This window comes from Rahnella sp. Larv3_ips (genome assembly GCF_003697865.1).
Lineage (GTDB): Bacteria > Pseudomonadota > Gammaproteobacteria > Enterobacterales > Enterobacteriaceae > Rahnella > Rahnella rivi.
Map to the genome: position 1 here is coordinate 354,166 of NZ_MJIB01000021.1, position 22,810 is coordinate 376,975.

21 protein-coding genes are annotated in these 22,810 nt (G+C 53.3%); 11 read left to right on the plus strand and 10 right to left on the minus strand.

The features are described 5' to 3' along the window. Positions 1–15: 15 nt before the first annotated feature. Together ED901_RS21125 and ED901_RS21130 are read right to left on the minus strand one after the other, a co-directional pair. Positions 16–585 carry an NADPH-dependent FMN reductase gene (locus tag ED901_RS21125; protein ID WP_122097130.1) on the minus strand — a complete coding sequence of 190 codons (570 nt, stop codon included), beginning with the start codon at positions 583–585 and terminating at the stop codon, positions 16–18. Between the two features lie 92 nt (positions 586–677). Beyond that, complete coding sequence (locus tag ED901_RS21130) at positions 678–1,403, minus strand: 4'-phosphopantetheinyl transferase superfamily protein (RefSeq protein ID WP_122097131.1); 726 nt, start codon at positions 1,401–1,403, stop codon at positions 678–680. 323 nt (positions 1,404–1,726) lie between these two features. Between ED901_RS21130 and ED901_RS21135 the strand changes: the two genes are divergently transcribed. Together ED901_RS21135 and ED901_RS21140 are read left to right on the plus strand one after the other, a co-directional pair. Further along, positions 1,727–3,622, plus strand: coding sequence for a methyl-accepting chemotaxis protein (locus ED901_RS21135; protein WP_122097576.1), 1,896 nt, complete (start codon positions 1,727–1,729; stop codon positions 3,620–3,622). Positions 3,623–3,769: 147 nt separating this feature from the next. After that, positions 3,770–5,050, plus strand: coding sequence for a cytochrome c (locus ED901_RS21140; RefSeq protein ID WP_240993993.1), 1,281 nt, complete (start codon positions 3,770–3,772; stop codon positions 5,048–5,050). Here ED901_RS21140 and ED901_RS21145 read toward each other — a convergent pair. Next, positions 5,044–5,931 (minus strand): LysR family transcriptional regulator, encoded by an 888-nt coding sequence (locus ED901_RS21145; RefSeq protein WP_122097132.1) that lies wholly within the window; start codon positions 5,929–5,931, stop codon positions 5,044–5,046. The genes ED901_RS21140 and ED901_RS21145 overlap by 7 nt on opposite strands. A 98-nt stretch (positions 5,932–6,029) precedes the next feature. Between ED901_RS21145 and ED901_RS21150 the strand changes: the two genes are divergently transcribed. Then, positions 6,030–6,629, plus strand: a complete 600-nt coding sequence (locus ED901_RS21150) for a short chain dehydrogenase (protein WP_122097133.1) — start codon at positions 6,030–6,032, stop codon at positions 6,627–6,629. 73 nt (positions 6,630–6,702) lie between these two features. Here the strand turns inward: ED901_RS21150 and mnmE are convergent, their stop codons facing one another. The 5 genes from mnmE to rpmH form a co-directional block, all read right to left on the minus strand. After that, positions 6,703–8,067 carry a tRNA uridine-5-carboxymethylaminomethyl(34) synthesis GTPase MnmE gene (gene mnmE, locus ED901_RS21155; RefSeq protein ID WP_122097134.1) on the minus strand — a complete coding sequence of 455 codons (1,365 nt, stop codon included), beginning with the start codon at positions 8,065–8,067 and terminating at the stop codon, positions 6,703–6,705. Between the two features lie 113 nt (positions 8,068–8,180). Continuing rightward, on the minus strand, positions 8,181–9,815 hold the full coding sequence (yidC, locus tag ED901_RS21160) for a membrane protein insertase YidC (protein WP_056775922.1): 1,635 nt from the start codon (positions 9,813–9,815) through the stop codon (positions 8,181–8,183). 2 nt (positions 9,816–9,817) lie between these two features. Further along, a complete protein-coding gene (gene yidD / locus ED901_RS21165; protein WP_072158102.1) occupies positions 9,818–10,075 on the minus strand; it encodes a membrane protein insertion efficiency factor YidD in 258 nt (85 codons plus the stop codon). Further along, complete coding sequence (gene rnpA / locus ED901_RS21170) at positions 10,039–10,398, minus strand: ribonuclease P protein component (protein WP_072158101.1); 360 nt, start codon at positions 10,396–10,398, stop codon at positions 10,039–10,041. Before rnpA ends, yidD begins: the two co-directional genes overlap by 37 nt. A gap of 18 nt (positions 10,399–10,416) precedes the next feature. Beyond that, positions 10,417–10,560 (minus strand): 50S ribosomal protein L34, encoded by a 144-nt coding sequence (gene rpmH, locus ED901_RS21175; RefSeq protein WP_072158100.1) that lies wholly within the window; start codon positions 10,558–10,560, stop codon positions 10,417–10,419. A gap of 684 nt (positions 10,561–11,244) precedes the next feature. Between rpmH and dnaA the strand changes: the two genes are divergently transcribed. From dnaA to ED901_RS21210, 6 genes are all read left to right on the plus strand, one after another. Beyond that, the gene (dnaA, locus tag ED901_RS21185) at positions 11,245–12,636 is read left to right on the plus strand and encodes a chromosomal replication initiator protein DnaA (protein WP_056775918.1); all 1,392 of its coding nucleotides are present in this window, start codon (positions 11,245–11,247) and stop codon (positions 12,634–12,636) included. 4 nt (positions 12,637–12,640) lie between these two features. Then, positions 12,641–13,741 (plus strand): DNA polymerase III subunit beta, encoded by a 1,101-nt coding sequence (gene dnaN / locus ED901_RS21190; RefSeq protein ID WP_013573353.1) that lies wholly within the window; start codon positions 12,641–12,643, stop codon positions 13,739–13,741. A 9-nt stretch (positions 13,742–13,750) separates the two neighbouring features. Next, the gene (gene recF, locus ED901_RS21195) at positions 13,751–14,839 is read left to right on the plus strand and encodes a DNA replication/repair protein RecF (RefSeq protein ID WP_056775916.1); all 1,089 of its coding nucleotides are present in this window, start codon (positions 13,751–13,753) and stop codon (positions 14,837–14,839) included. A gap of 19 nt (positions 14,840–14,858) precedes the next feature. Next, complete coding sequence (gene gyrB / locus ED901_RS21200; RefSeq protein ID WP_122097136.1) at positions 14,859–17,273, plus strand: DNA topoisomerase (ATP-hydrolyzing) subunit B; 2,415 nt, start codon at positions 14,859–14,861, stop codon at positions 17,271–17,273. A gap of 142 nt (positions 17,274–17,415) precedes the next feature. Further along, positions 17,416–18,231, plus strand: coding sequence for a sugar-phosphatase (gene yidA, locus ED901_RS21205; RefSeq protein WP_122097137.1), 816 nt, complete (start codon positions 17,416–17,418; stop codon positions 18,229–18,231). A 170-nt stretch (positions 18,232–18,401) separates the two neighbouring features. Then, positions 18,402–19,667, plus strand: coding sequence for a DUF3748 domain-containing protein (locus ED901_RS21210; protein WP_122097138.1), 1,266 nt, complete (start codon positions 18,402–18,404; stop codon positions 19,665–19,667). A 41-nt stretch (positions 19,668–19,708) separates the two neighbouring features. On the opposite strand, the gene ED901_RS21215 is transcribed toward ED901_RS21210, so the two are convergent. Next, entirely contained in the window at positions 19,709–20,086 is a 378-nt protein-coding gene (locus ED901_RS21215) for a YceK/YidQ family lipoprotein (RefSeq protein WP_056775908.1), read from the minus strand. A 393-nt stretch (positions 20,087–20,479) separates the two neighbouring features. Between ED901_RS21215 and ibpA the strand changes: the two genes are divergently transcribed. Next, on the plus strand, positions 20,480–20,890 hold the full coding sequence (ibpA, locus tag ED901_RS21220; RefSeq protein ID WP_122097139.1) for a small heat shock chaperone IbpA: 411 nt from the start codon (positions 20,480–20,482) through the stop codon (positions 20,888–20,890). A 140-nt stretch (positions 20,891–21,030) separates the two neighbouring features. Next, the gene (gene ibpB / locus ED901_RS21230; protein WP_122097140.1) at positions 21,031–21,465 is read left to right on the plus strand and encodes a small heat shock chaperone IbpB; all 435 of its coding nucleotides are present in this window, start codon (positions 21,031–21,033) and stop codon (positions 21,463–21,465) included. Positions 21,466–21,535: 70 nt separating this feature from the next. Here the strand turns inward: ibpB and ED901_RS21235 are convergent, their stop codons facing one another. Beyond that, complete coding sequence (locus ED901_RS21235; protein ID WP_056775902.1) at positions 21,536–22,795, minus strand: valine--pyruvate transaminase; 1,260 nt, start codon at positions 22,793–22,795, stop codon at positions 21,536–21,538. Positions 22,796–22,810 lie beyond the last annotated feature (15 nt).

The following is a 22,810-nucleotide window of genomic DNA, read 5'->3' on the forward strand; positions in this document are numbered from 1 at the left end:
TTCTGAGACAGAGAGTTATTTGCTGACGCGGTGCGTGTAATCCGCAAAGGCAGTGAGCTGGCCTTTGAGGAAATCCAGCGTCCCCTGATCAATCACTTCACCGGTCTGCTCATCGATTTTGCTTTGGATCACGCCGCCCATGAACTCAGGTTTGTTCATCACCATCGCATCCAGGAAAACCAGAATCTGACGCAGATGATACTGGCAACGTGCTCCGCCTACCGGTCCCATTGAACTGGTCTGGATCAGTACCGGTTTACCGGCTAAAGGCTGGTCAGGCAGGCGTGAAATCCAGTCGATAGCGTTTTTCAGACCACCGGGCACCGAGTAGTTATATTCCGGCGTCACAATGATCACCCCGTCGGCCTGACGGATTTGTTCCGCAATGGCCTCGATATCGGCCGGGAACCCGTCTTCCTGCTGAATATCCGCATCGTAAAGCGGCACAGACCCTATCGACGGCAGCGCTTCAATCGTGACACCGGCTGGCGCGACTTTCGGCAGCGAGCGGGCGACCATCGCGTTATAAGACCCTTTGCGAAGACTACCTAACAGTGTGACAAACTTCAGTGGCTGAGCTGACATGGTTAACTCCTGTTATGGATAACGTTTGGGTTCTACCTTAAACGAAAAACGACATGGCGATATATAAGGTTAATGAAAACATAGGTGAAGTTTTATTTAGCAGGCGGCAGGCTGATGAATTTCATGTAATGCGGTGATTCGGATTGCTGATCAACTGACAGGGTTTGCGTGCGGGTAAAGCCATTTTCCGGTTCATAACGCCAGCACTGCAAACGAATTATCGACGGCGACTGCGCGCACGCCCAGGTGATCGGCCCTTCGATGTCGCTCATCACCTGCGCCTCCGGCGTCACGGTCGAGCGTAATCGCCCCGAGGCAGGATTCAGACTCAGCGTCAGCGGATTCTGCTCATTCATCCCGGACATTTTCAACATGCTCTGACGGATGCACCACAACTGCAATGAAGACTCGATGGGATCGGACTGCATGGCAATCCAGGTTTTCTCGACGGCGGACAACTGCTCCTGCTGCTGAGGATTAACCAGCGCACTGCGGGCATGAATGATTTCCAGATCCAGCCCCACTTTACCTTCGCTGCTGATCAATACGCCGACCGTACTCCCGGCATAGGCCAGGCTGAAATCGGGAAGATCAGAAGATTCAAAACTTGGGCGACCGCTGGGCAAGGTAATGACGTTGGGCAGTTCGGGGATGCCGTAAAGATAGAAAATCATTTCTGCGAGCAGAACGCGCCCGTTCAGAAAGCGACGGCGCTGTTTTTCGGAAAGGTTTCTTGCGGATAATACGATGTCTTTGGGCACCCGGTGAGTATCAGGTTCTGCATCCGTTACTGCCCATCTTGCAAAATGGCACGCCATTGTTCACTCCATGATTAATGGTTCGACCATATTTTCTCAATATCAGATAAGAATAACATTAAGAGAAATCATTAAAAACTGATTAAAACCCGCGGCACACCACACTTATTTTACTTTTCAGAAAGATTTTCATAACGTTTTAGTGAGCGCTATCACGTATTTACCCTCATGGTGAGAAGAGATCTCATCAACACGATGTTCTGGTTTTTCACCCGGATGATCTGACCACCAGATATATCTACTATAGCAACATAAAGAAACATCAGAAAATGCCGTTAGTATTTAAGCAGCGATCTCGCTGCTTTGCCGGTGAGTACCCTAAAATGTTAAAAACAACACAATCTCGCTTTATCGCATTGATCAGCTTGTTTTTTATTGTGCTGATCATCGTTACGCTCATTGTTATCCAGGTCTTTATCGCACCCCAACTGAAACAAACCGAGAGTAAGCTGGTTGCCAGTCAGGTGGCGGATGTGGCGATCGCGATTAACGATCGCCTGAATAAAGTGGAATCACAGGTCCGTACCATCACGCAAACTGTCGCACAAATGGACAGCGACAGTATCGATCGCCTGCTGCCCGCGCTGGTCGATCAGTACGGTGATTCTGCTGTCTTTGGCGGCGGCATCTGGCCGTTGCCGAATCAGCGCGATCCCGCAAAAATCAAATTCAGCACCTTTTTTGCACGCAATAATAATAATCTCCTGACGGTTAACACCTTCTGGAACAGCGCTGAATCACCTAACTACTTTGATCAGTCCTGGTATCTGGCGGCGTCAAAAGGCCAAAAAGGACAGTGTGTCTGGGCACCGGCGTATTTCGATGATGCCAGCACGCAGCCGCGCACTAACTGCGCCATGCCGATTTATAAAGGCGACAAGCAATGGGGCGTTGCCACCATTGACGTCACGCTGGGCTTCTTTAACCAGCTGGTGATCGCGATGGAGAAGAAGGTTAACGGTAAGATTTATATCGTTGAGAAGGACGGCACCATCGTTGGCACCAGCCACGCCAGCGATGAAAAACTGCCAAAGCTGGCTTCATTAGGCGAACAGTCAGCGCTGGTGGCACAAATCCGTCAGAGCCTTGACCAGATAGATAACCAGCCCGAACTGATGACTGATTACGACAGCGACGGCACGTCTCACACGATGTTCATGAGCAAAATTCAGGGACCGTGGTACATCGTCACGGACATGCCGACCAGCCAGTTGCTGACGCGCACGCACAGTATTCTTGCCAGCCTTGGCATGGTGCAAATCCCGATGGTATTGCTGTTACTGATTGTACTGATTGTGGTCATCAAGATGTTCATGCGTCAGCTTTCTGCGCTGCATAAAAATATCAGCCAGCTTTCGGCGGGGGGCGCGGATCTTACCCGTCGCTTACCGGAAAGCCGCAGTCCGGAATTCAATGACATCAATCAGAGCTTCAACAGTTTCCTGTCGTTCCTGCAAACGATCCTCCGTCAGGTCGGCGACAGCAGTCTGGCCATTACCTCTGCATCACGGCAGATCGCCAGCGGAAATCTCGATCTCTCCGCACGTACCGAGGAGCAGGCCAGTTCAATTGTTGAAACGGCCGCGTCAATGGAAGAGCTGACCAGCACGGTGAAACAGAATGCCGCTAACGCGGAAGGGGCCAACCAGCTGGCGCGCGAAGCCTCTGCCGTTGCTGAAAAAGGCTCGGAAGTGGTGAAACAGGTGGTTGAAACGATGGGGTCGATCACCCGTTCTTCACACAAAATCGTCGATATCATCAGCGTGATTGACGGCATCGCCTTCCAGACCAATATTCTGGCGCTGAATGCGGCGGTGGAAGCGGCCCGTGCCGGTGAGCAGGGGCGTGGTTTTGCGGTCGTGGCATCCGAAGTGCGCAGCCTTGCGCAGCGTTCAGCGACCTCTGCCCGCGAAATTAAGAAACTCATTGAAGACTCGGTGGCGGATATTGCCACCGGCAGCCAGCTGGTGGCGACGGCGGGCTCCACCATGGATGAAGTCATGGGCGGTGTGAATAACGTGGCGACGCTGATGAATGAAATTATGTCGTCAAGTCAGGAGCAAAGCCTCGGTATAGGGCAGGTGAACGTCGCGATCACCCAGCTCGACAACGCCACCCAGCAAAACGCTGCGCTGGTGGAACAGGTGTCAGCCGCCGCACAGGCGATGCAGGATCAAACCGTTCAGCTGCAAACCGTGGTTGCCGGGTTTAAGTTGTGATCCTCTAAAGCAGGATCCGCTGATTTTTGCGCTGCCCCCTTCAGCCCGGCATTTTACCGCCGGGCTTTTTTAATTTTGCGCGATATATCCGGCAATCTGGCCGGAACCGTCGCACACTTAACGCACTGGCACGGCGGGAGAAGATGAATGAAAGCGATACAGGGCGGATTTATCATGATGATCTGCCTGATGTTTACCGGCGCTCATGCAGCATCCAGCCCGGATCCTGCGCAAATCAAACGGGGCGAATACCTGTCGCGTGCCGGAGATTGTGCCGCCTGCCATACCGCACCTGGCGGTAAACCTTTTGCCGGCGGCCTGAAAATGCTGACGCCGCTGGGGGCCATTTACACCACCAATATTACCCCGGACGTCGCCACCGGTATTGGCAGCTATTCAGAAGATGACTTCAGTCGCGCATTACGTCAGGGCATTGCCCGGGATGGCCATCATGTGTATCCGGCGATGCCTTATCCTTCTTTCAGTAAAATCACTGACGCAGATATGGCTGATTTATATACATTTTTCCACTATCAGGTGGCGGCTGTCAGCCAGAAAAATCGCGACAGCGACATCCCTTTCCCCCTGAGCGTGCGCTTCCCGCTGGCGGTATGGGACAGTCTGTTTACCGTGCAGCAAATCGGGTATTCCGATCCGCAAAAAACCGCAGACTGGAACCGAGGTGCTTATCTGGTGCAGGGGTTAGGGCACTGCGGCAGCTGCCATACGCCGCGCGGTCTGGGGTATCAGGAGAAGGCGCTGGATCAGACTTCACAGGATTATCTTTCCGGCGGGACGGTGGATGGCTGGCATGCACCCAATTTACGGGCAGATGCGACAACCGGGCTCGGGCAATGGAACGAAGCGGAAATCAGCCAGTTTCTGAAACTCGGGCACACCGACAGGGCGACGGCGTTTGGTTCAATGGCTGAGGTTATCCACAACAGCACGCAATATCTCAGCGATACTGACCGCCAGGCGATTGCGGTTTACCTGAAATCACTGCCGGCTGACGGCAATTATCGCGCGCAGGTTAATGATAATGCGACGACCATCGCGCTGGAGGCAGAAGACAGCACGGTGCCTGGTGCCAGGGTTTATCTGGATAACTGCCTTGATTGTCATCTTTCCAGCGGGCAGGGCGAACGTGGCCGTTATCCGCAGCTGGCGCAAAATCCGGTGGTGGTCAGCGACGATCCCTCCTCGCTTATCAATCTTGTCCTGAACGGTTCACCGGCACCCGCGACGCAGTTCGACACGAAAGCGGCTAAAATGCCGGGCTTTTCTGCCGGGCTGGACGATCGGGAGATTGCCGACGTGGTGACCTTTATCCGCCATGGCTGGGGAAACCAGGCCGGAGCGGTCAGTGCCGCGCAGGTGAAAGCGATGCGTAAACTCACCACCACATCAGGCCAGAGCGGTCAGTAATCTGCCTGTTCCGCAAAGAAGGTGATCAGACTGGTCAGCTTCGGGCGCGGCCTGAAATCGGGCAGATAGACCAGACTGATGGGTCTGGGAACGGGGACAAAATCCTCCATCACCGATACCATCCGTCCGCAAGCCAGATCGTCGGCCAGTAACACCTTTGGTTGCAGCAGCAGTCCGGCATCCTGCAAGGCGGCGCAGCGCAGAGCGTTTCCGTCGTTGGAAATATAGCGGCCGGACAGCGGCCATTTCGAGGTGCTGCCGTCGGTGTTGGTCAGCTTCCAGCCGTCGCTGTGATTCCAGACGGCATGGATCAGACATGAGTGATTTTTCAGTTCTTCCGGCGTGGCGGGTGTTCCAAATTTTTTTAAGTAGGCAGGCGTGGCACAAATCACCATTTCATAAGGCTTCATTGGTCGCGCGACCAGCCGGTCATCACCCACCGGCCCGATGCGGATCGCCGCGTCATACCCTTCCTCAATCAAATCCACACGGGCGTTGCTCAGTGTCAGCTCGACCTGCACATGCGGAAATGCCTCCAGATAGCGCGCAAGTAAAGGCGATACCACGTTCGCCCCCAGCGACACCGGCGCGCTGATGCGCAGCAGCCCGCTGGGGGCGGTTTGCAGCCCTTCCACGGTACTTTCTGCCCACTTCACCTGCTCCAGGACGCGTTTACTGTTCTCGTAGAAAACAGCGCCCGCTTCGGTCAGGTTCTGCTTACGCGTGGTTCGCTGCACCAGACGCGTACTCAGATGCCGTTCCAGTTGCTGAATATGTTTGCCGACCATCACGGCAGAAATCCCCAGCTTCTCCGCCGCCGCGCTGAAATTTCCGGTTTCAGCCACGGTGACGAAGACTTCCATATTCCGTAATTTATCCATATTGCTAACCTGTGGTTAGTTCAGAGTGAATAATCGTTCTATATATCTAACCTGAAGTTTGGTCAATGATGTTCCTGTCACCAACTGAGGAGCACATGATGAAAATTTTAGTGATTGGCGGGACGGGAACATTAGGCAAAGCCGTGGTCAGCGAGCTTGAGACAAATCATGACGTGGTCACAGCGGGGAAGACTCACGGGGATTTTCAGGTGGATATCACCGATGAAAGTAGCGTCAAAGCGCTTTTCAACCATACCGGTAAACTGGATGCGATCATCGCGACCACCGGCAGTCTGCATTTTGGCCCGTTGACCGAAATGACGGCTGAACAGTTCAACACCGGTCTGCAAGACAAACTGCTGGGGCAGGTGCGCATCGGTCTGATCGGCCAGCACTTCCTGCATGATGGCGGCTCGATCACCCTGACCAGCGGCATTATCGCCGAGGAACCGATCCGTAAGGGTGCCAACGCCACCACGGTGAATGCTGCTGTGGAAGGTTTCGTGCGCGGCGCTGCCATCGAATTGCCGCGCGGGATCCGTATCAACGTAGTCAGCCCGACGGTTGTCGAAGAATCGCTGAAAAGTTACGGTCCGTTTTTCCCCGGCTTCGACGCCGCACCGGCCGCACGAGTGGCAAAAGCCTACCGACGCAGTGTCGAAGGTGCCCAGACAGGCCGCGTTTATAAAGTGTGGTAATCCGCGTCGCACTGAAGACAATAAAAAACCCACATTTTGCAATGTGGGTTTTTGTGTTTCGGCGAAGAAGAAATCACTTACCGATACAGAAACTCGAGAAAATACGGCCCAGCAAATCGTCGGAGGTGAATTCGCCGGTGATTTCACTCAGCGACTGCTGTGCCAGCCGCAGTTCTTCCGCCAGCAATTCCCCCGCCCAGGCGCCTAACAGCTGATCTTTGCCCTGAACCAGATGTTGTGCTGCGTCTTCCAGTGCGTGCAGATGACGGCGGCGGGCAAGGAATCCGCCTTCCATATTGTGATTAAAGCCCATGACCTGTTTCAGATGATCGCGCAGCAAATCGACGCCATCCCCGGTACGGGCGGAAAGGCGAATCAGTGAGTGACCATTCACTTCTGTTTGACCCAGCGCTTCGCCGGTGATATCGGCTTTATTACGCACCACCACGATAGGCAATGTGGCAGGCAGGCGGGCCATAAACTCCGGCCAGATATCCGCAGGTTCAGTGGCGGCTGTTGTCGTGCCATCGACCATAAACAGCACTAAGTCAGCCTGTTCGATCTCATTCCAGGCACGTTCGATACCAATGCGCTCAACTTCGTCGATGGCTTCGCGCAGACCGGCGGTATCGATGATATGTAATGGCATACCATCAAGATGAATATGTTCGCGCAGCACATCGCGGGTCGTCCCGGCAATATCGGTCACGATCGCCGCTTCGCGGCCAGCTAAGGCATTCAGCAGGCTGGATTTTCCGGCGTTCGGACGCCCGGCAATCACCACTTTCATCCCTTCACGCAGCAGGCTGCCCTGACGCGCTTCGGCGCGCACCGCGTCCAGATCGCCCATCACCGTATTGAGTTTGGCTTCAATTTTACCGTCGGACAGAAAGTCGATTTCCTCATCCGGGAAGTCGATAGCCGCTTCGACAAAGATCCGCAGGTGAGTGAGTGCTTCCACCAGATGATGAATACGGTTAGAGAATGCGCCCTGAAGCGAGTTCACCGCTGAACGCGCGGCCTGCTCTGAACTGGCATCAATCAGATCGGCAATCGCTTCGGCCTGTGCCAGATCGAGCTTATCGTTGAGGAAAGCGCGTTCAGAGAATTCGCCCGGACGCGCAATACGCACGTTTTCCAGCGCGATGATGCGTCTGAGCAGCAAATCGAGAATGACCGGCCCGCCGTGGCCTTGCAGTTCCAGCACGTCTTCGCCGGTAAAGGAATTTGGGCCGGGGAACCACAGCGCGATGCCCTGATCCAGCGTGCTGCCGTCTGCATCCTGAAACGGCAGATAATCGGCATAACGCGGCTTTGGCAATTTACCTAAGACAGCCTGTGCCACATCACGCGCCGCACGGCCGGAAATGCGCAAAATGCCCACACCACCGCGGCCGGGGGGCGTTGCCTGGGCAATAATGGTATCTGAGGTGCTCATAGCAATTTTCTCTGTTGGTCTTTTTACGGATATGCAAAAGGCGGTCAAATGACCGCCTTTGTCTTTTTATCACCAAGTTTAGCTGTCAGGACGAAACCCGCCCTGACATTAACTTATGACTTTTTCTTGTCGCGGCTGTGCAGACCACGTTTTTCCAGCCCGCGATAAATCAGCTGCTGCTGGAGAATGGTAACCAGGTTACTGACGATGTAGTACACCACCAGACCAGACGGGAACCACAGGAAGAACACGGTGAAGATGACCGGCATGAAGGTCATGATCTTCTGCTGCATCGGGTCAGTGACGGTAGTCGGCGACATCTTCTGAATGAAGAACATCGTGATACCCATCAGAACCGGCAGAATGTAGTACGGGTCTTGCGCTGACAGGTCATGGATCCACAGGATGAACGGCGCATGACGCAATTCAATGGAACCAGACAGCATGTAATACAGTGCCAGGAAGATAGGCATCTGAATAACCAGCGGCAGACAACCGCCCAGCGGGTTCACTTTCTCAGACTTATACAGCGCCATCATTTCCTGACTCATGCGCTGTTTGTCATCACCGATACGTTCACGCATGGCGGCCAGTTTCGGCTGCAGCATACGCATTTTCGCCATCGACGTGTACTGTGCGCGGGTCAGTGGGTACATGATACCGCGGACAATAAAGGTGATTACGATGATCGAGAAGCCCCAGTTACCGACAAACCCTTGAATGAATTTCAACAGTTTGAACAGTGGCTGAGAGATGAACCATAACCAACCGTAGTCAACCGTCAGATCCAGGTGAGGCGCGATAGCCGCCATTTTGTCCTGAATTTCCGGGCCAACCCACAAGATGGAAGCAACTTGTTGCTGCGCACCTGGTGCAACGGTAAACGGCGTGCCTTTAAAGCCAATCGTTGAGATACCGTTATTGGTGGTGGTGAAGAAAGTATTGGTGTCTTTCGCAGACGGGATCCATGCAGTCGCAAAGTACTGCTGCAGCATTGCAACCCAACCGCCCTGAGTGGTGACATTCAGCACTTCGCTCTTATCGAACGCGTATTTCTGATATTTGTCATCGCTTGAGGAGTATGCCGCGCCGCGGAACGTGTGCAGAGCAAAGTTATTGCTTCCGGTATCACGGTGCTTAGGCAAATCGGTGGTTTGTTTCAGCTGACCAAACATCGTCAGATCAAGCGGGGTAGATGTGGTGTTGTTGATGTTGTATTCAACGTTAACCGCATAAGAACCGCGTTTGATCACGAAGGTTTTGGTGTAAATCGCCCCGTTTGCCGCCGTATAAGTCATCGGAATGCGCAGTTCAGACTGACCTTCGGTCATCGTGAAGGTATCCGAGCTGGTCTGGAACAGAGGACGTTCGCCGTTCGCCGGATTATCTGGACCGTTTTTACCTGTCAGACCGCTTTGTGCCTGATAGATGAAATTAGGAGTGGTTTCCAGCAACTGGAATGGCTGGTCAGAACCCAACGTCGTAGGGTAAGCCTTCAGCAGAGCCTGCTCAATGTCGCCACCACGGGTGTTGATTGTTAATGACAGCACATCACTGTTAACTGTAATTAATTTGCCCTGTCCGCTACCAGGAACAGCCTGGTTAGCAGCATCACCGTTTGCAGTGTTCGCAGTCTGTTGCGTGGTCTGGTTGGCCGGTTGCGGAGCGTGGTCCGTTTGCCATGCCTGCCAGATCATGAAAGACACGAACAGCAGAGCGATGAGGAAAAGATTGCGTTGCGAATCCATCGTTAGAGTTCTCTGTTATTGTCGGTTTTCGGCGGTACGGGGTCATCACCACCTGGGTTCAAAGGATGGCATTTTAATACGCGTTTCAAAGTCAACCAACTGCCTTTTAACACGCCAAAACGACCAATTGCTTCAATACCGTATTGAGAGCAGGTTGGTCGAAAGCGGCAATGCGGCCCGAGCAAAGGACTGATGAACAACTGATAACCACGTATCAGTTTAATCAGGATGCGGGTGCCTGTCGGCAATGTCGACGCCATAATTTCTCCAACGCTTCCGTCAGCGCGCGATTGTCTAAATCGGCGACACCCTTCTTGGCTACTACCACAAAATCCATCGCCGGCAACGCATGCTGATTCAGTCGGAAACTCTCGCGGGTAAGGCGTTTGATCCGATTGCGTTCATGAGCGCGTTTGACGTGTTTTTTTGCGACGGTAAGACCGATGCGGGGATGCCCCAGCTCGTTCAGGCGGCCGAGTATCGTAATTTGCGGCGTGCCAGCCCGTTGTGGCTGCTGGAAGACGAAAGTGAAATGACGGGGAGTTAACAAACGTAACTCCCTGGGAAAAGCGAGCTTAACCACTAATTCGATTAGCTTTTATTACTTGGAAGCAGCTGACAGACGAGTACGGCCTTTCGCACGACGGCGGGCCAGAACCAGACGACCATTTTTGGTTGCCATACGAGCACGGAAACCGTGGGTGCGGTTGCGCTTCAATACGGACGGTTGGAAAGTGCGTTTCATAGCGATTTCTACCTAAACTTAAATTATTACTGATCAGTAAACGCGAAGACATGTCGGCGAAAATACGACCGATGCCCTTGTCGCAACATATAAAGAAGCGGGATTGTAATAACTGTACAGTCCTGAGTCAATTTAGATTGCCAGAAAGGGTCCAAATGTTTACCAGAATGGCCTGTGGTCACACCGCAAATCCATCTGGTTATGACCATCAGGAACACAGGCTTGACACATAGGGCTGAGAATTATACGGACTCTGATATAAATCGCAAGGATCCTCGGGCGATCCTTATCCACAGGGCTGAGATCTTGCGCGCAAACTGATGAAAAATGCCTCAGCGGAGTCCTATTTTTTCACCAGAGTGATGATTACATCGTCTAATTATAAAAGGATCGGCTAAGCTTACCCACTTGCCGACCGCTGCCTGTGGATAAAAAGGATCTAAACTGTCAGGAAGGGGAGGATCTCTGTGTCGGATTGCGTTATGATCCGCCATTCCGATCGCGATCCCAGCCGGGATGCCGTCGACAAAAACCGCAAAAAGCGGTTCGCACGTGACTTTACGCCACTGACAGGGTGGTGAAAGAAATTTCCCCCATTCAACGGGCGGAGCGTGTGTCAAAAATCATGATTTAAAAAATATCCTGATCCTTTTCTTTTTTGATCTTGTTCGAGTGGAGTCCGCCGTGTCACTTTCGCTTTGGCAGCAATGTCTTGCCCGTTTGCAGGATGAACTACCTGCCACAGAATTCAGTATGTGGATACGCCCCCTACAGGCGGAACTCAACGACAATACGCTGGCGCTTTACGCTCCGAATCGTTTTGTCCTGGATTGGGTTCGCGACAAATACTTAAATAATATTAACGGCTTGCTTAACGATTTCTGTGGAGCGAATGCCCCGTTGCTGCGTTTTGAAGTGGGCAGTAAGCCGTTGATTCAGCGCGTCAGCCAGCCCGTGGCCACCAGCGTCAGTTCGCAGGCAGCACCGGCTATTCCGCGCCTCGCACCTTCCCGTCCAAGCTGGGACAGCTCGCCGGTACAACCAGAGTTGTCTTACCGTTCTAACGTCAACCCGAAACACACTTTCGACAACTTCGTAGAAGGTAAGTCTAACCAACTGGCCCGCGCGGCGGCGCGTCAGGTGGCAGATAACCCGGGTGGCGCGTACAACCCGCTTTTCCTTTATGGCGGCACCGGCTTGGGTAAAACCCACTTACTGCACGCGGTCGGCAACGGCATTATGGCGCGTAAAGCCAATGCAAAAGTGGTCTACATGCACTCCGAGCGTTTTGTGCAGGACATGGTCAAAGCGCTGCAAAACAATGCCATCGAAGAGTTCAAACGCTACTATCGCTCCGTCGATGCGTTGCTCATCGATGACATTCAATTCTTTGCGAATAAAGAACGTTCACAGGAAGAGTTTTTCCACACCTTTAATGCCCTGCTGGAAGGCAATCAGCAGATCATCCTGACTTCAGATCGTTATCCAAAAGAGATCAACGGTGTGGAAGATCGTCTGAAATCCCGTTTCGGCTGGGGTCTGACGGTCGCGATCGAGCCGCCTGAGTTAGAAACCCGCGTGGCGATCCTGATGAAAAAGGCTGACGAGAATGATATCCGTCTGCCGGGTGAAGTGGCCTTCTTTATTGCCAAACGTCTGCGTTCTAATGTGCGTGAGCTTGAAGGCGCACTGAACCGCGTGATCGCGAACGCCAACTTTACCGGCCGTGCGATCACCATCGACTTCGTGCGTGAAGCGCTGCGTGATTTGTTAGCGCTGCAGGAGAAGCTGGTCACTATCGATAATATTCAGAAAACAGTGGCCGAATATTATAAAATCAAGGTCGCTGACCTGCTTTCCAAACGGCGCTCCCGTTCGGTAGCCCGCCCACGCCAGATGGCGATGGCGTTGGCGAAAGAGCTGACCAACCACAGCCTGCCAGAAATCGGCGATGCGTTCGGTGGTCGGGACCATACCACGGTGTTGCACGCCTGCCGTAAAATCGAGCAGTTGCGTGAAGAAAGTCACGACATCAAAGAAGATTTCTCCAACTTAATCAGAACATTATCTTCCTAGCGCTATGAAATTTATTGTTGAACGTGAGCATTTACTGAAACCACTGCAACAGGTCAGTAGCCCGCTGGGTGGACGACCAACGCTGCCTATTCTGGGTAACCTGTTATTACAGGTGACGGATGGCGCGCTGTCGCTGACCGGGACGGATCTGGAAATGGAGATGGTGGCGAAAGTCGCGCTGTCTCAGCCACATGAAGCGGGTGCCACCACGGTACCGGCGCGTAAATTCTTTGATATCTGCCGTGGATTGCCGGAAGGCGCGGAAATTTCCGTCGCTCTCGACGGCGACCGCATGCTGGTAAAATCAGGCCGCAGCCGTTTCTCGCTGTCGACCTTGCCGGCCACAGATTTCCCTAATCTCGACGACTGGCAAAGCGAAGTAGAATTCACCCTGCCGCAGGCCACGTTGAAACGTCTGATCGAAGCCACGCAGTTCTCTATGGCGCATCAGGACGTTCGTTACTATTTAAACGGCATGCTGTTCGAAACCGAAGGTGAAGAACTGCGTACCGTCGCGACCGACGGCCACCGTCTGGCCGTGTGTTCAATGCCTATCGGCCAGTCTTTGCCGTCGCATTCGGTGATCGTGCCTCGTAAAGGTGTGATGGAACTGGTGCGTCTGCTCGACGGCGGTGACACCACATTGCAGCTGCAAATTGGCAGCAACAATATCCGTGCTCACGTCGGCGACTTCATCTTTACGTCTAAACTGGTCGACGGTCGCTTCCCTGACTATCGCCGCGTATTGCCGAAAAATCCGGACAAAACGCTGCAGGCCGGGTGCGATTTGCTGAAACAGGCGTTTGCCCGTGCAGCGATCCTGTCCAATGAAAAATTCCGCGGCGTGCGTTTGTATGTCAGCCATAACCAGCTGAAAATCACCGCGAATAACCCGGAACAGGAAGAAGCCGAAGAAATTTTGGATGTCGGTTACGAAGGTACCGAAATGGAAATCGGCTTTAACGTCAGTTACGTGCTCGATGTGCTGAATGCGCTCAAGTGCGAAGACGTTAATCTGCTGCTGACGGACTCCGTCTCCAGCGTGCAGATCGAAGACGCTGCCAGCCAGTCGGCCGCGTATGTTGTCATGCCGATGAGGCTCTAGTCTGAATTAATGGCCTTAACGCGCTTACTGATAAAAGATTTCCGCAACATTGAGGCGGCGGATTTAGATCCGTCGCCTGGTTTTAACTTTCTGGTCGGTCCCAACGGCAGCGGTAAAACCAGTGTGCTCGAAGCGGTGTATACCCTGGGGCATGGCCGCGCTTTTCGCAGTTTGCAGGCCGGGCGCGTTATCCGTCACGATCAGCCGGAGTTTGTTCTCCATGCGCGTGTGGATGATGGTGGCGATCGCGAAGTCTCGATCGGTCTGAGTAAAAGCCGTCAGGGCGACAGCAAAGTGCGCATTGATGGCACTGACGGGCACAAAGTGTCTGAACTGGCCCAGATGCTGCCCATGCAACTTATCACCCCCGAAGGTTTCACCCTGCTTAATGGCGGGCCGAAGTACCGGCGGGCATTTATCGACTGGGGTTGTTTCCATCACGATCCCGGTTTTTTTATCGCCTGGAGCAACCTGCGACGGTTACTCAAGCAGCGCAACGCCGCGCTGCGACAGGTGAGTCGTTATGCGCAAATTCGTGCCTGGGATCAGGAATTGATCCCGTTAGCCGAGCGCATTAGCGAATGGCGGGCAGCATACAGCGAAGCGATCGCGGCTGATATCAGCGCGACCTGCGCGCAATTCCTGCCCGAATTCGCCCTCAGTTTTTCTTTCCAGCGTGGATGGGACAAGGAAACCGAGTACGGCGAGTTGCTGGAGCGTAATTTTGAACGCGACAGAGCCTTAACGTATACCGCGTCAGGTCCGCACAAAGCGGATTTCCGCATTCGTGCCGACGGCACGCCGGTGGAAGATTTGCTGTCCCGTGGGCAGCTGAAATTACTGATGTGTGCGCTCAGATTAGCGCAGGGTGAGTTTCTCACCCGACAGAGCGGGCGGCGTTGCCTGTATCTTCTTGACGATTTTGCCTCCGAGCTGGACGCCGACCGACGTCGGTTGCTGGCCGATCGCCTGAAAGCCACCCAGGCACAGGTTTTTGTCAGTGCGATAAGCGCTGAGCAAGTGACCGACATGATGGGTGAAAAGGGCAAGATGTTCCGCGTGGAACAAGGTAAAATAGCCGTTCTATCACAGGACTAAAAATGAGCGAGAAACGTTGATGTCGAATTCTTATGACTCCTCAAGTATCAAGGTATTAAAAGGGCTGGACGCGGTGCGTAAGCGCCCGGGCATGTATATCGGCGATACCGATGACGGCACTGGTCTGCACCACATGGTATTCGAGGTTGTGGACAACGCTATCGACGAAGCCCTCGCGGGCCACTGTAAAGAGATTCAGGTCACGATCCATGCGGATAACTCTGTTTCCGTGCAGGATGATGGTCGTGGTATTCCAACCGGCATTCACGAAGAAGAGGGCGTTTCAGCTGCTCAGGTCATCATGACCGTACTTCATGCCGGTGGTAAATTTGACGATAACTCGTACAAAGTGTCCGGCGGTTTGCATGGCGTGGGTGTTTCCGTCGTTAACGCCCTGTCGGAAAAACTGGAGCTGGTTATCCGTCGTGAAGGCAAAGTGCACACCCAGACTTACGTGCACGGTGAGCCGCAGGAACCCTTGAAAGTCGTGGGCGATACCGACGTAACCGGTACCACCGTGCGTTTCTGGCCGAGCTTTAACACCTTTACCAATCATACTGAATTCGAGTACGACATTCTGGCGAAACGCCTGCGTGAACTGTCGTTCCTGAACTCGGGTGTGGCGATCCGCTTGCTGGATAAGCGCGACGGCAAAAACGATCACTTCCATTATGAAGGCGGTATCAAAGCCTTTGTGGAATACCTGAATAAAAACAAAACCCCAATTCACCCGACGGTGTTCTATTTCTCAACCGTGAAAGACGATATCGGTGTGGAAGTGGCGTTGCAGTGGAATGACGGTTTCCAGGAAAATATTTACTGCTTTACCAACAATATCCCACAGCGCGACGGCGGCACCCATCTGGTGGGCTTCCGTTCTGCGATGACCCGTACGCTGAACGCGTACATGGATAAAGAAGGCTACAGCAAAAAATCCAAAATCAGTGCCACCGGCGACGATGCCCGTGAAGGCCTGATCGCCGTGGTTTCGGTGAAAGTGCCGGATCCTAAGTTCTCTTCTCAGACCAAAGACAAACTGGTTTCTTCCGAAGTGAAGACAGCCGTTGAGTCACTGATGAACGAGAAGCTGGTGGATTATCTGATGGAAAACCCGGCGGATGCGAAAATCGTTGTCGGGAAAATCATTGATGCAGCCCGTGCGCGTGAAGCAGCCCGTAAAGCACGTGAAATGACCCGTCGTAAGGGCGCGCTGGATCTGGCTGGTTTGCCAGGCAAACTGGCTGACTGCCAGGAACGTGACCCGGCTCATTCCGAACTCTATTTAGTGGAAGGGGACTCAGCGGGCGGCTCTGCAAAACAAGGCCGTAACCGTAAGAACCAGGCGATTCTGCCGTTGAAAGGTAAAATCCTCAACGTTGAGAAAGCGCGCTTCGACAAAATGCTCTCTTCTCAGGAAGTGGCGACGCTGATTACCGCGCTCGGTTGTGGCATTGGCCGTGACGAATACAACCCGGACAAACTGCGCTATCACAGCATCATCATCATGACCGATGCCGACGTCGATGGTTCACACATCCGTACCCTGCTGCTGACCTTCTTCTACCGTCAGATGCCTGAAATTGTGGAACGTGGTCACGTGTTTATCGCACAGCCGCCGTTGTACAAAGTGAAAAAAGGTAAGCAGGAACAGTATATTAAAGATGATGAAGCGATGGATCAGTATCAGATCTCCATTGCGATGGACGGGGCAACGTTACACGCCAACGCCCATGCACCAGCCCTGGCGGGTGAACCGCTGGAGAAACTGGTCGCTGAACATCACAGCGTGCAGAAAATGATTGGCCGTATGGAACGTCGTTATCCGCGTGCGCTGCTGAACAACCTGATCTATCAGCCAACCTTAGCCGGTGCTGAGCTCGCTGACGAAGCGAAAGTGAAGGAATGGATCGAAACGCTGGTGTCCCTGCTCAACGAAAAAGAGCAGCACGGCAGCAGCTACAGTGCGATTGTGCGTGAAAATCTCGAACACCAGCTGTTCGAGCCAATCCTGCGTATTCGTACTCACGGCGTGGATACCGATTACGATCTGGATGCAGACTTCATTCAGGGCGGCGAATACCGCAAAATCTGTACGTTGGGTGAAAAACTGCGTGGCCTGATCGAAGAAGACGCTTACATCGAACGTGGCGAACGCCGTCAGCCAGTGACCAGCTTTGAGCAGGCGCTGGAATGGCTGGTGAAAGAGTCACGTCGCGGTCTGTCGATTCAGCGTTATAAAGGTCTGGGCGAAATGAACCCTGAGCAACTGTGGGAAACCACAATGGATCCAACACAACGTCGCATGCTGCGCGTGACCGTGAAAGATGCCATTGCGGCTGACCAGTTGTTCACGACCCTGATGGGCGATGCGGTTGAACCGCGCCGTGCCTTCATCGAAGAGAACGCCCTGAAAGCGGCCAATATCGATATCTGATAGTGGCATAAGCTGATAAAGAGTCCGAACCGGGAAACCGCTTCGGACTTTTTTTTCGTCTGACGCAGCCCGCATTCTGACTGGCTTTACAGCGGGTGATCGCGTTAGCATTGAGAAAGATTAATCAAACTCTGAGGATGCTATGGCTATTGAATTGATTGCAATTGATATGGACGGAACCTTGCTCAATCCGCAGCACGAAGTCACGCCTGCGGTAAAAAAAGCGCTCTCCGATGCGCGTGCCAAAGGCGTGCAAATCGTTCTGGCGACCGGGCGTCCTTTCATTGGCGTGCAGCGTTATTTGCAGGAACTGGATTTGCAGCAGGACGGTTGTTACTGCATCACCAACAATGGCGCGCTGGTGCATAATGCGAAAGATGGCAGCGTGATTGCCGAAATAGCCCTCGAAATTGACGATTATCACTACTTTGAGAAACTCGCGCGTGAGCTGGGCGTGCATTTCCAGGCGCTGACCAAAACCGATCTGTTCACTGCCAACCGCCACGTCAGCCGCTATACCGTGCATGAGTCGTTCACCACCGGTATACCGTTGCAATTCTGTCCGGCTGAGGAGATGGATCCGTCGCTGACCTTCCCAAAAATCATGATGATTGACGATCCTGAACTGCTGGATCGCGCCATCAGCCAGCTTCCGGCGCAAGCCAAAGAGCGCTATACCATCATGAAAAGTTCGCCGTACTTCCTCGAAATCCTGGATAAGCGCGTCAATAAAGGCGAAGGCGTGAAGACGCTGACGGAAAAACTGGGCATCGCGCGCGAAAACGTAATGACGCTGGGCGATCAGGAAAACGACATTGCTATGCTGGAGTTTGCGGGCATTGGCGTCGCGATGGGGAACGCGCTCGATAGCGTGAAAGCCGTCAGCCAGTTCGTCACTAAAACCAACACCGAAGACGGTGTGGCGTTTGCCGTGAATAAGTTCGTGCTGGGCCACTGATCCTCTCTGATAGTTGCGGCCTGTTTTCTTCCCCGGTGCATTATGGGGGCGTTGTCTTATCTCTTCCTGGTCGGGGAAGTGAAAGGTGTCGGCGATTGCTGAAGATTGCCACTGCCGTTTGAGTCCCCTATTCTTAGGCACTCCTTGAACGGCAGGGCACACCTGAACGCATGACCGAAAAACAACTCACTACGGATGCCCGCGGGCATCAGCTCACCAATATCAACGTCTGGACGCCGGACAGCCAGTGGCTGGTGTATGACGTGCGTCCGCATGGCGGTTCTTTTACCGGCTCAACCATTGAGCGGGTGAATGTGGAAACCGGTGAAACTCAGGTGCTTTACCAGGCGAAGGACGGCGCACACGTGGGTGTGGTGACGGTCAGCCCGGATGAGCCCGCCCGTTACGCGTTTATTCATGGCCCGGAAAATCCGGATGCCCAGTGGCAGTATGATTTCCATCATCGTCGCGGAGTCATCGTCTCTGAACCCGCGCGCGAACAGGCCGTCACGCTGGATGCCATGGACATCACCGCGCCTTACACTCCCGGCGCGTTGCGCGGGGGGACGCACGTTCATGTTTTCAGCCCGGACGGCTCCCGTCTGAGTTTCACCTATAACGACCACGTTTTGCATGAGCACGATCCGGTGCTTGATCTGCGTAATGTCGGCGTCGCCCTTGCCGGTTGTCCGGTGACCTTAGCAAAACAGCATCCCCGCGAATACGACGGCAGCCATTTCAGCGTGCTGGTCAGCGACACCACCCCTGCTCCTCAGCCCGGCAGCGATGACATCAACCGCGCTTATGAAGAAGGCTGGATCGGACAGGAAGGCTATGTGAAAGCCGATGGTTCCCGTCAGCGCCGGGCACTGGCCTTTATCGGCGACACGCTTTCAGCCGAGGGCGAAAAGCACCCGGAAATCTTTGTGGTGGATTTGCCGGAAAATGATGCGGATTACCGCAAGGCCGGTGATAAACCCTTGCAGGGCACGCTTGAAACGCTGCCTGCGCCACCGGCGGGGGTAAAGCAGCGGCGAATCACGTTTACCGAAAACGGCATCGCCACCCAGCCGCGCCACTGGCTGCGTGCGTCGCCGGACGGCACACAGATAGCCTTTCTGATGAAAGATCATAACGCGGTGGTGCAGGTGTGGACGGTTTCCCCCAACGGCGGCGAGCCGGTGCAAATCAGCCATGGCGTTCAGGGAATTCAGTCTGCGTTCAGCTGGCGCCCGGACGGAAAATCCCTGGCGCTGATCTGCGATAACAGCGTGATGCGTCTGGATGTGCAAAGCGGAGAGATGCAGCGGTTAACGCCACGATCGGATATTGCGCCGTGCGCTGATGCAGTCGTGTATTCACCGGATGGCCGTAAAGTAGCGTTTATGCGTCAGTTGGAAGGATATGCGCAGATTTGCGTGGCAGACAGTGATTAACGTTTGTTAAAAACCGGCCTGTTCTGGCCGGTTACATGGGGTTACTTTTTATGTGCCGAAGATTTGTGACCGCGATCGGAGGTGGTCATTGGCGGGATGTGATCGATATCGACCCCGTTACTCAGCGCAATATTGCGTTCTTCGCTGGCTTTGACGCGATCGCGCGTCGTCACTTTCCCGCTGCGATAATAATCATAAGGCAGCAGAAGCGTATCCAGCGCGGCACTGAAAGGTAAGTCGATCAACAGCAGCGGCGTCATGGCCCAGCTGGTGTCATCGCTTTTTATCATATTCACATCAGCACGGGCGCCGGAATAATATCCGGTGTCACCCCCTGTATGGCTCATCACGCTGGAGCAACCGCTCGTCGCTAAAAAAACACATCCTGTCATCAGCGGCGTTAATGCAAATTTCATCATGTTAGAACTCATCTTATGCTGTCAGGCTGAGCTTTTAAGTCAAGGTGACTTATAACACTCAACACAAAAAATTAACAAAGCAAGCTGTAGCTCTGTGGCTGCGATCCCATTAAGTGTAATTACTATTTGAAATCCTGCAGGAAACTGCCTGCTGTCCCTGATTTTTCGCCTGTCGTTGTGCTGTATTTTGGCTATTCCGGTTCAACGAAAACGAAATTTTTTTGTTTTTCCCCGCTTGAAAATATTCCTTTCGTCTCCATTTTTAAAGGGAGACGCACAAAGATACGCCGTAAGGGATCTTTTCTCATGACCGTTTGTTATGAAGGAATGCGTTGCAGCCTGTCCGACCGGAGGGCTAAAACAAACACTCGCTGAATATCAGGAGAAGTAAGAATGCGTAATTTCGATTTATCCCCGTTGTACCGTTCTGCCATTGGTTTTGACCGTTTATTTAATCTCATCGAATCGGGTCAGAATCAGGGTGGCGGATATCCCCCTTATAATGTCGAGCTGGTTGACGAAAACCATTACCGGATTGCTATCGCGGTAGCCGGTTTCGCAGAATCCGAGCTGGACATCACGGCTCACGACAACATGCTGGTGGTTAAAGGTGCGCATGCGCCGACAGAAACCGACCGCACTTATTTATATCAGGGCATTGCTGAGCGTAATTTCGAACGCAAATTCCAGCTGGCAGAGCATATCCAAATTAAAGCCGCTAATTTGTCCAATGGCCTGTTGTATATCGATCTGGAACGTATTGTTCCTGAATCATCAAAACCGCGCCGTATCGACATTCGTTAATTCAACGGTCGCTATCCCGTTAATCAGGATATTGACCGTCAGAAAATGAAAAAGTTTAGGCTCGCCGTCAGGGAGCTGAACCGTCACATCCAAAATGGAGGACGGAATTGTTAATCTCGCTTCAAAGAAGGAGTTACACCATGCGTAATTATGATATTTCCCCGTTACTGCGTCAGTGGATTGGTTTCGATAAATTAGCCAGTTCAATGCAGGGTTCAGATCAGGCATTTCCGCCGTATAACATCGAGAAGTCAGACGATAACCATTATCGCATCTCGCTGGCACTGGCCGGTTTTAAACAAAGTGACCTGAATATAGAAGTGGAAGGGCCGCGTTTAACCGTCAGCGGTACGCCGGAACAGGCGGAGACGAAGGTGGAATACCTGCATCAGGGCCTGGTCATCAAACCTTTTACCCTGAGTTTCACGCTGGCTGAGCATATGCATGTGTCAGCAGCCGAGTTCGTCAACGGTTTGCTGCACATTAGCCTGGTGCGTGATGTACCGGAAGCGCTGCAACCGCAGAAAATCGCGATCGGCAGTGAAAAACCTGCACTGGAAAACCAGCCGTCATAAGATCTGAACATTGAGCGTAAACAGAAAACCGGGGTGACGAACTCCGGTTTTTTTATGCCTGTAAATCGGCTCAGAGTGCCTGCGTTTCCGCGTGCGCTTTTTCCACTTCTTCCGCCAGAATCTGCACGCCGCGCTCGATTTGCTCGGCGTCCGGCACGTAATTCATGCGCATGCACTGATGCGTATGCGCCCACGGATGCTCAAGCCCTGGGAAGAAGTAATCGCCTGGCACCATCAGCACGCCGCGCTGTTTCAGGCGCTGATACAGCACTTCGGTGGTGATCGGTAAATCTTTAAACCACAGCCACAGGAAAATCGCCCCTTCCGGTTTATGGATCAGGCAACGTTCTTCCGGCAGATAACGGCGCAGCGTGGCAATGGTTTCCTGCACGCGCTGGAAATAGAAGGGTTTGATCACCTCTTCGGAAAGACGCAGCAAATCGCCGCGCGCAATCATCTCATGAGCGATGGCCGGGCCGACGCTGCCCGGAGACAGGCTGATAATGCCGTTCATGTTGCTGATCGCTTTGATGATTTTCTCATCGGCGATCACGATACCGCAACGCGACCCTGGCAGGCCGAGTTTCGACAGGCTCATGCACAGAATGATGTTCGGATTCCACAGCGGCGTGGCGTCGGTAAAGACGATGCCAGGGAACGGCACGCCATAGGCGTTATCGATTAACAGTGGAATATTCTTTTGCTGTGCCAGTGCGTCGAGGCGGATCAGCTCTTCGTCGGTGATGACGTTGCCGGTCGGGTTGGTCGGGCGTGAGACGCAGATAAGGCCAATGTCATCGGAAATGTTCAGATGATCGAAATCGACGTGATATTTGAACTGGCCTTCCGGCAGCAATTCGATGTTCGGCTTGGCCGAGACAAACAGGTTTTCATCCAGCCCGGCATCGGCATATCCCAGATATTCCGGTGCCAGCGGGAACAACACTTTTGACATGCTGCCGTCGGCGCGACGTCCGGCGAACAGATTGAACAAATAGAAGAAGGCGCTCTGGCTGCCGTTGGTCAGCGCAATGTTTTGCGCATCCAGCTGCCAGCCCAGTTCTTTCTGTAACATTTCTGCCAGCGCATGGCGCAGAACGTCTTTGCCCTGCGGGCCATCGTAATTACACAAGGCTTCAGTCAGCTTGCCAGTGGCCAGCATTTCGCTGAGCAACGTCTGGAAATAATCCTGCATCTCAGGAATTTGCGCCGGATTACCGCCGCCGAGCATCACCGCGCCGGGCGTGCGTAAACCGTCATTCATGTCGCCCATCAGGCGGGTGATGCCTGAAAAACGGGTAAATTTGTCACCGAAAGCAGAAAACGTCATAGAAAGCTTTGTATG

Coding starts and splice junctions, on each gene's coding strand:
- ED901_RS21235 (WP_056775902.1), bottom strand. CDS start 22,795: ATGACGTTTTCTGCTTTCGGTGACAAATTTACCCGTTTTTCAGGCATC.
- ibpB (WP_122097140.1), top strand. CDS start 21,031: ATGCGTAATTATGATATTTCCCCGTTACTGCGTCAGTGGATTGGTTTC.
- dnaN (WP_013573353.1), top strand. CDS start 12,641: ATGAAATTTATTGTTGAACGTGAGCATTTACTGAAACCACTGCAACAG.
- rpmH (WP_072158100.1), bottom strand. CDS start 10,560: ATGAAACGCACTTTCCAACCGTCCGTATTGAAGCGCAACCGCACCCAC.
- ED901_RS21210 (WP_122097138.1), top strand. CDS start 18,402: ATGACCGAAAAACAACTCACTACGGATGCCCGCGGGCATCAGCTCACC.
- gyrB (WP_122097136.1), top strand. CDS start 14,859: ATGTCGAATTCTTATGACTCCTCAAGTATCAAGGTATTAAAAGGGCTG.
- recF (WP_056775916.1), top strand. CDS start 13,751: ATGGCCTTAACGCGCTTACTGATAAAAGATTTCCGCAACATTGAGGCG.
- ED901_RS21215 (WP_056775908.1), bottom strand. CDS start 20,086: ATGATGAAATTTGCATTAACGCCGCTGATGACAGGATGTGTTTTTTTA.
- ED901_RS21135 (WP_122097576.1), top strand. CDS start 1,727: ATGTTAAAAACAACACAATCTCGCTTTATCGCATTGATCAGCTTGTTT.
- yidA (WP_122097137.1), top strand. CDS start 17,416: ATGGCTATTGAATTGATTGCAATTGATATGGACGGAACCTTGCTCAAT.
- ED901_RS21125 (WP_122097130.1), bottom strand. CDS start 585: ATGTCAGCTCAGCCACTGAAGTTTGTCACACTGTTAGGTAGTCTTCGC.
- ED901_RS21145 (WP_122097132.1), bottom strand. CDS start 5,931: ATGGATAAATTACGGAATATGGAAGTCTTCGTCACCGTGGCTGAAACC.
- yidD (WP_072158102.1), bottom strand. CDS start 10,075: ATGGCGTCGACATTGCCGACAGGCACCCGCATCCTGATTAAACTGATA.
- ED901_RS21150 (WP_122097133.1), top strand. CDS start 6,030: ATGAAAATTTTAGTGATTGGCGGGACGGGAACATTAGGCAAAGCCGTG.
- yidC (WP_056775922.1), bottom strand. CDS start 9,815: ATGGATTCGCAACGCAATCTTTTCCTCATCGCTCTGCTGTTCGTGTCT.
- ED901_RS21130 (WP_122097131.1), bottom strand. CDS start 1,403: ATGGCGTGCCATTTTGCAAGATGGGCAGTAACGGATGCAGAACCTGAT.
- mnmE (WP_122097134.1), bottom strand. CDS start 8,067: ATGAGCACCTCAGATACCATTATTGCCCAGGCAACGCCCCCCGGCCGC.
- ED901_RS21140 (WP_240993993.1), top strand. CDS start 3,770: ATGAAAGCGATACAGGGCGGATTTATCATGATGATCTGCCTGATGTTT.
- ibpA (WP_122097139.1), top strand. CDS start 20,480: ATGCGTAATTTCGATTTATCCCCGTTGTACCGTTCTGCCATTGGTTTT.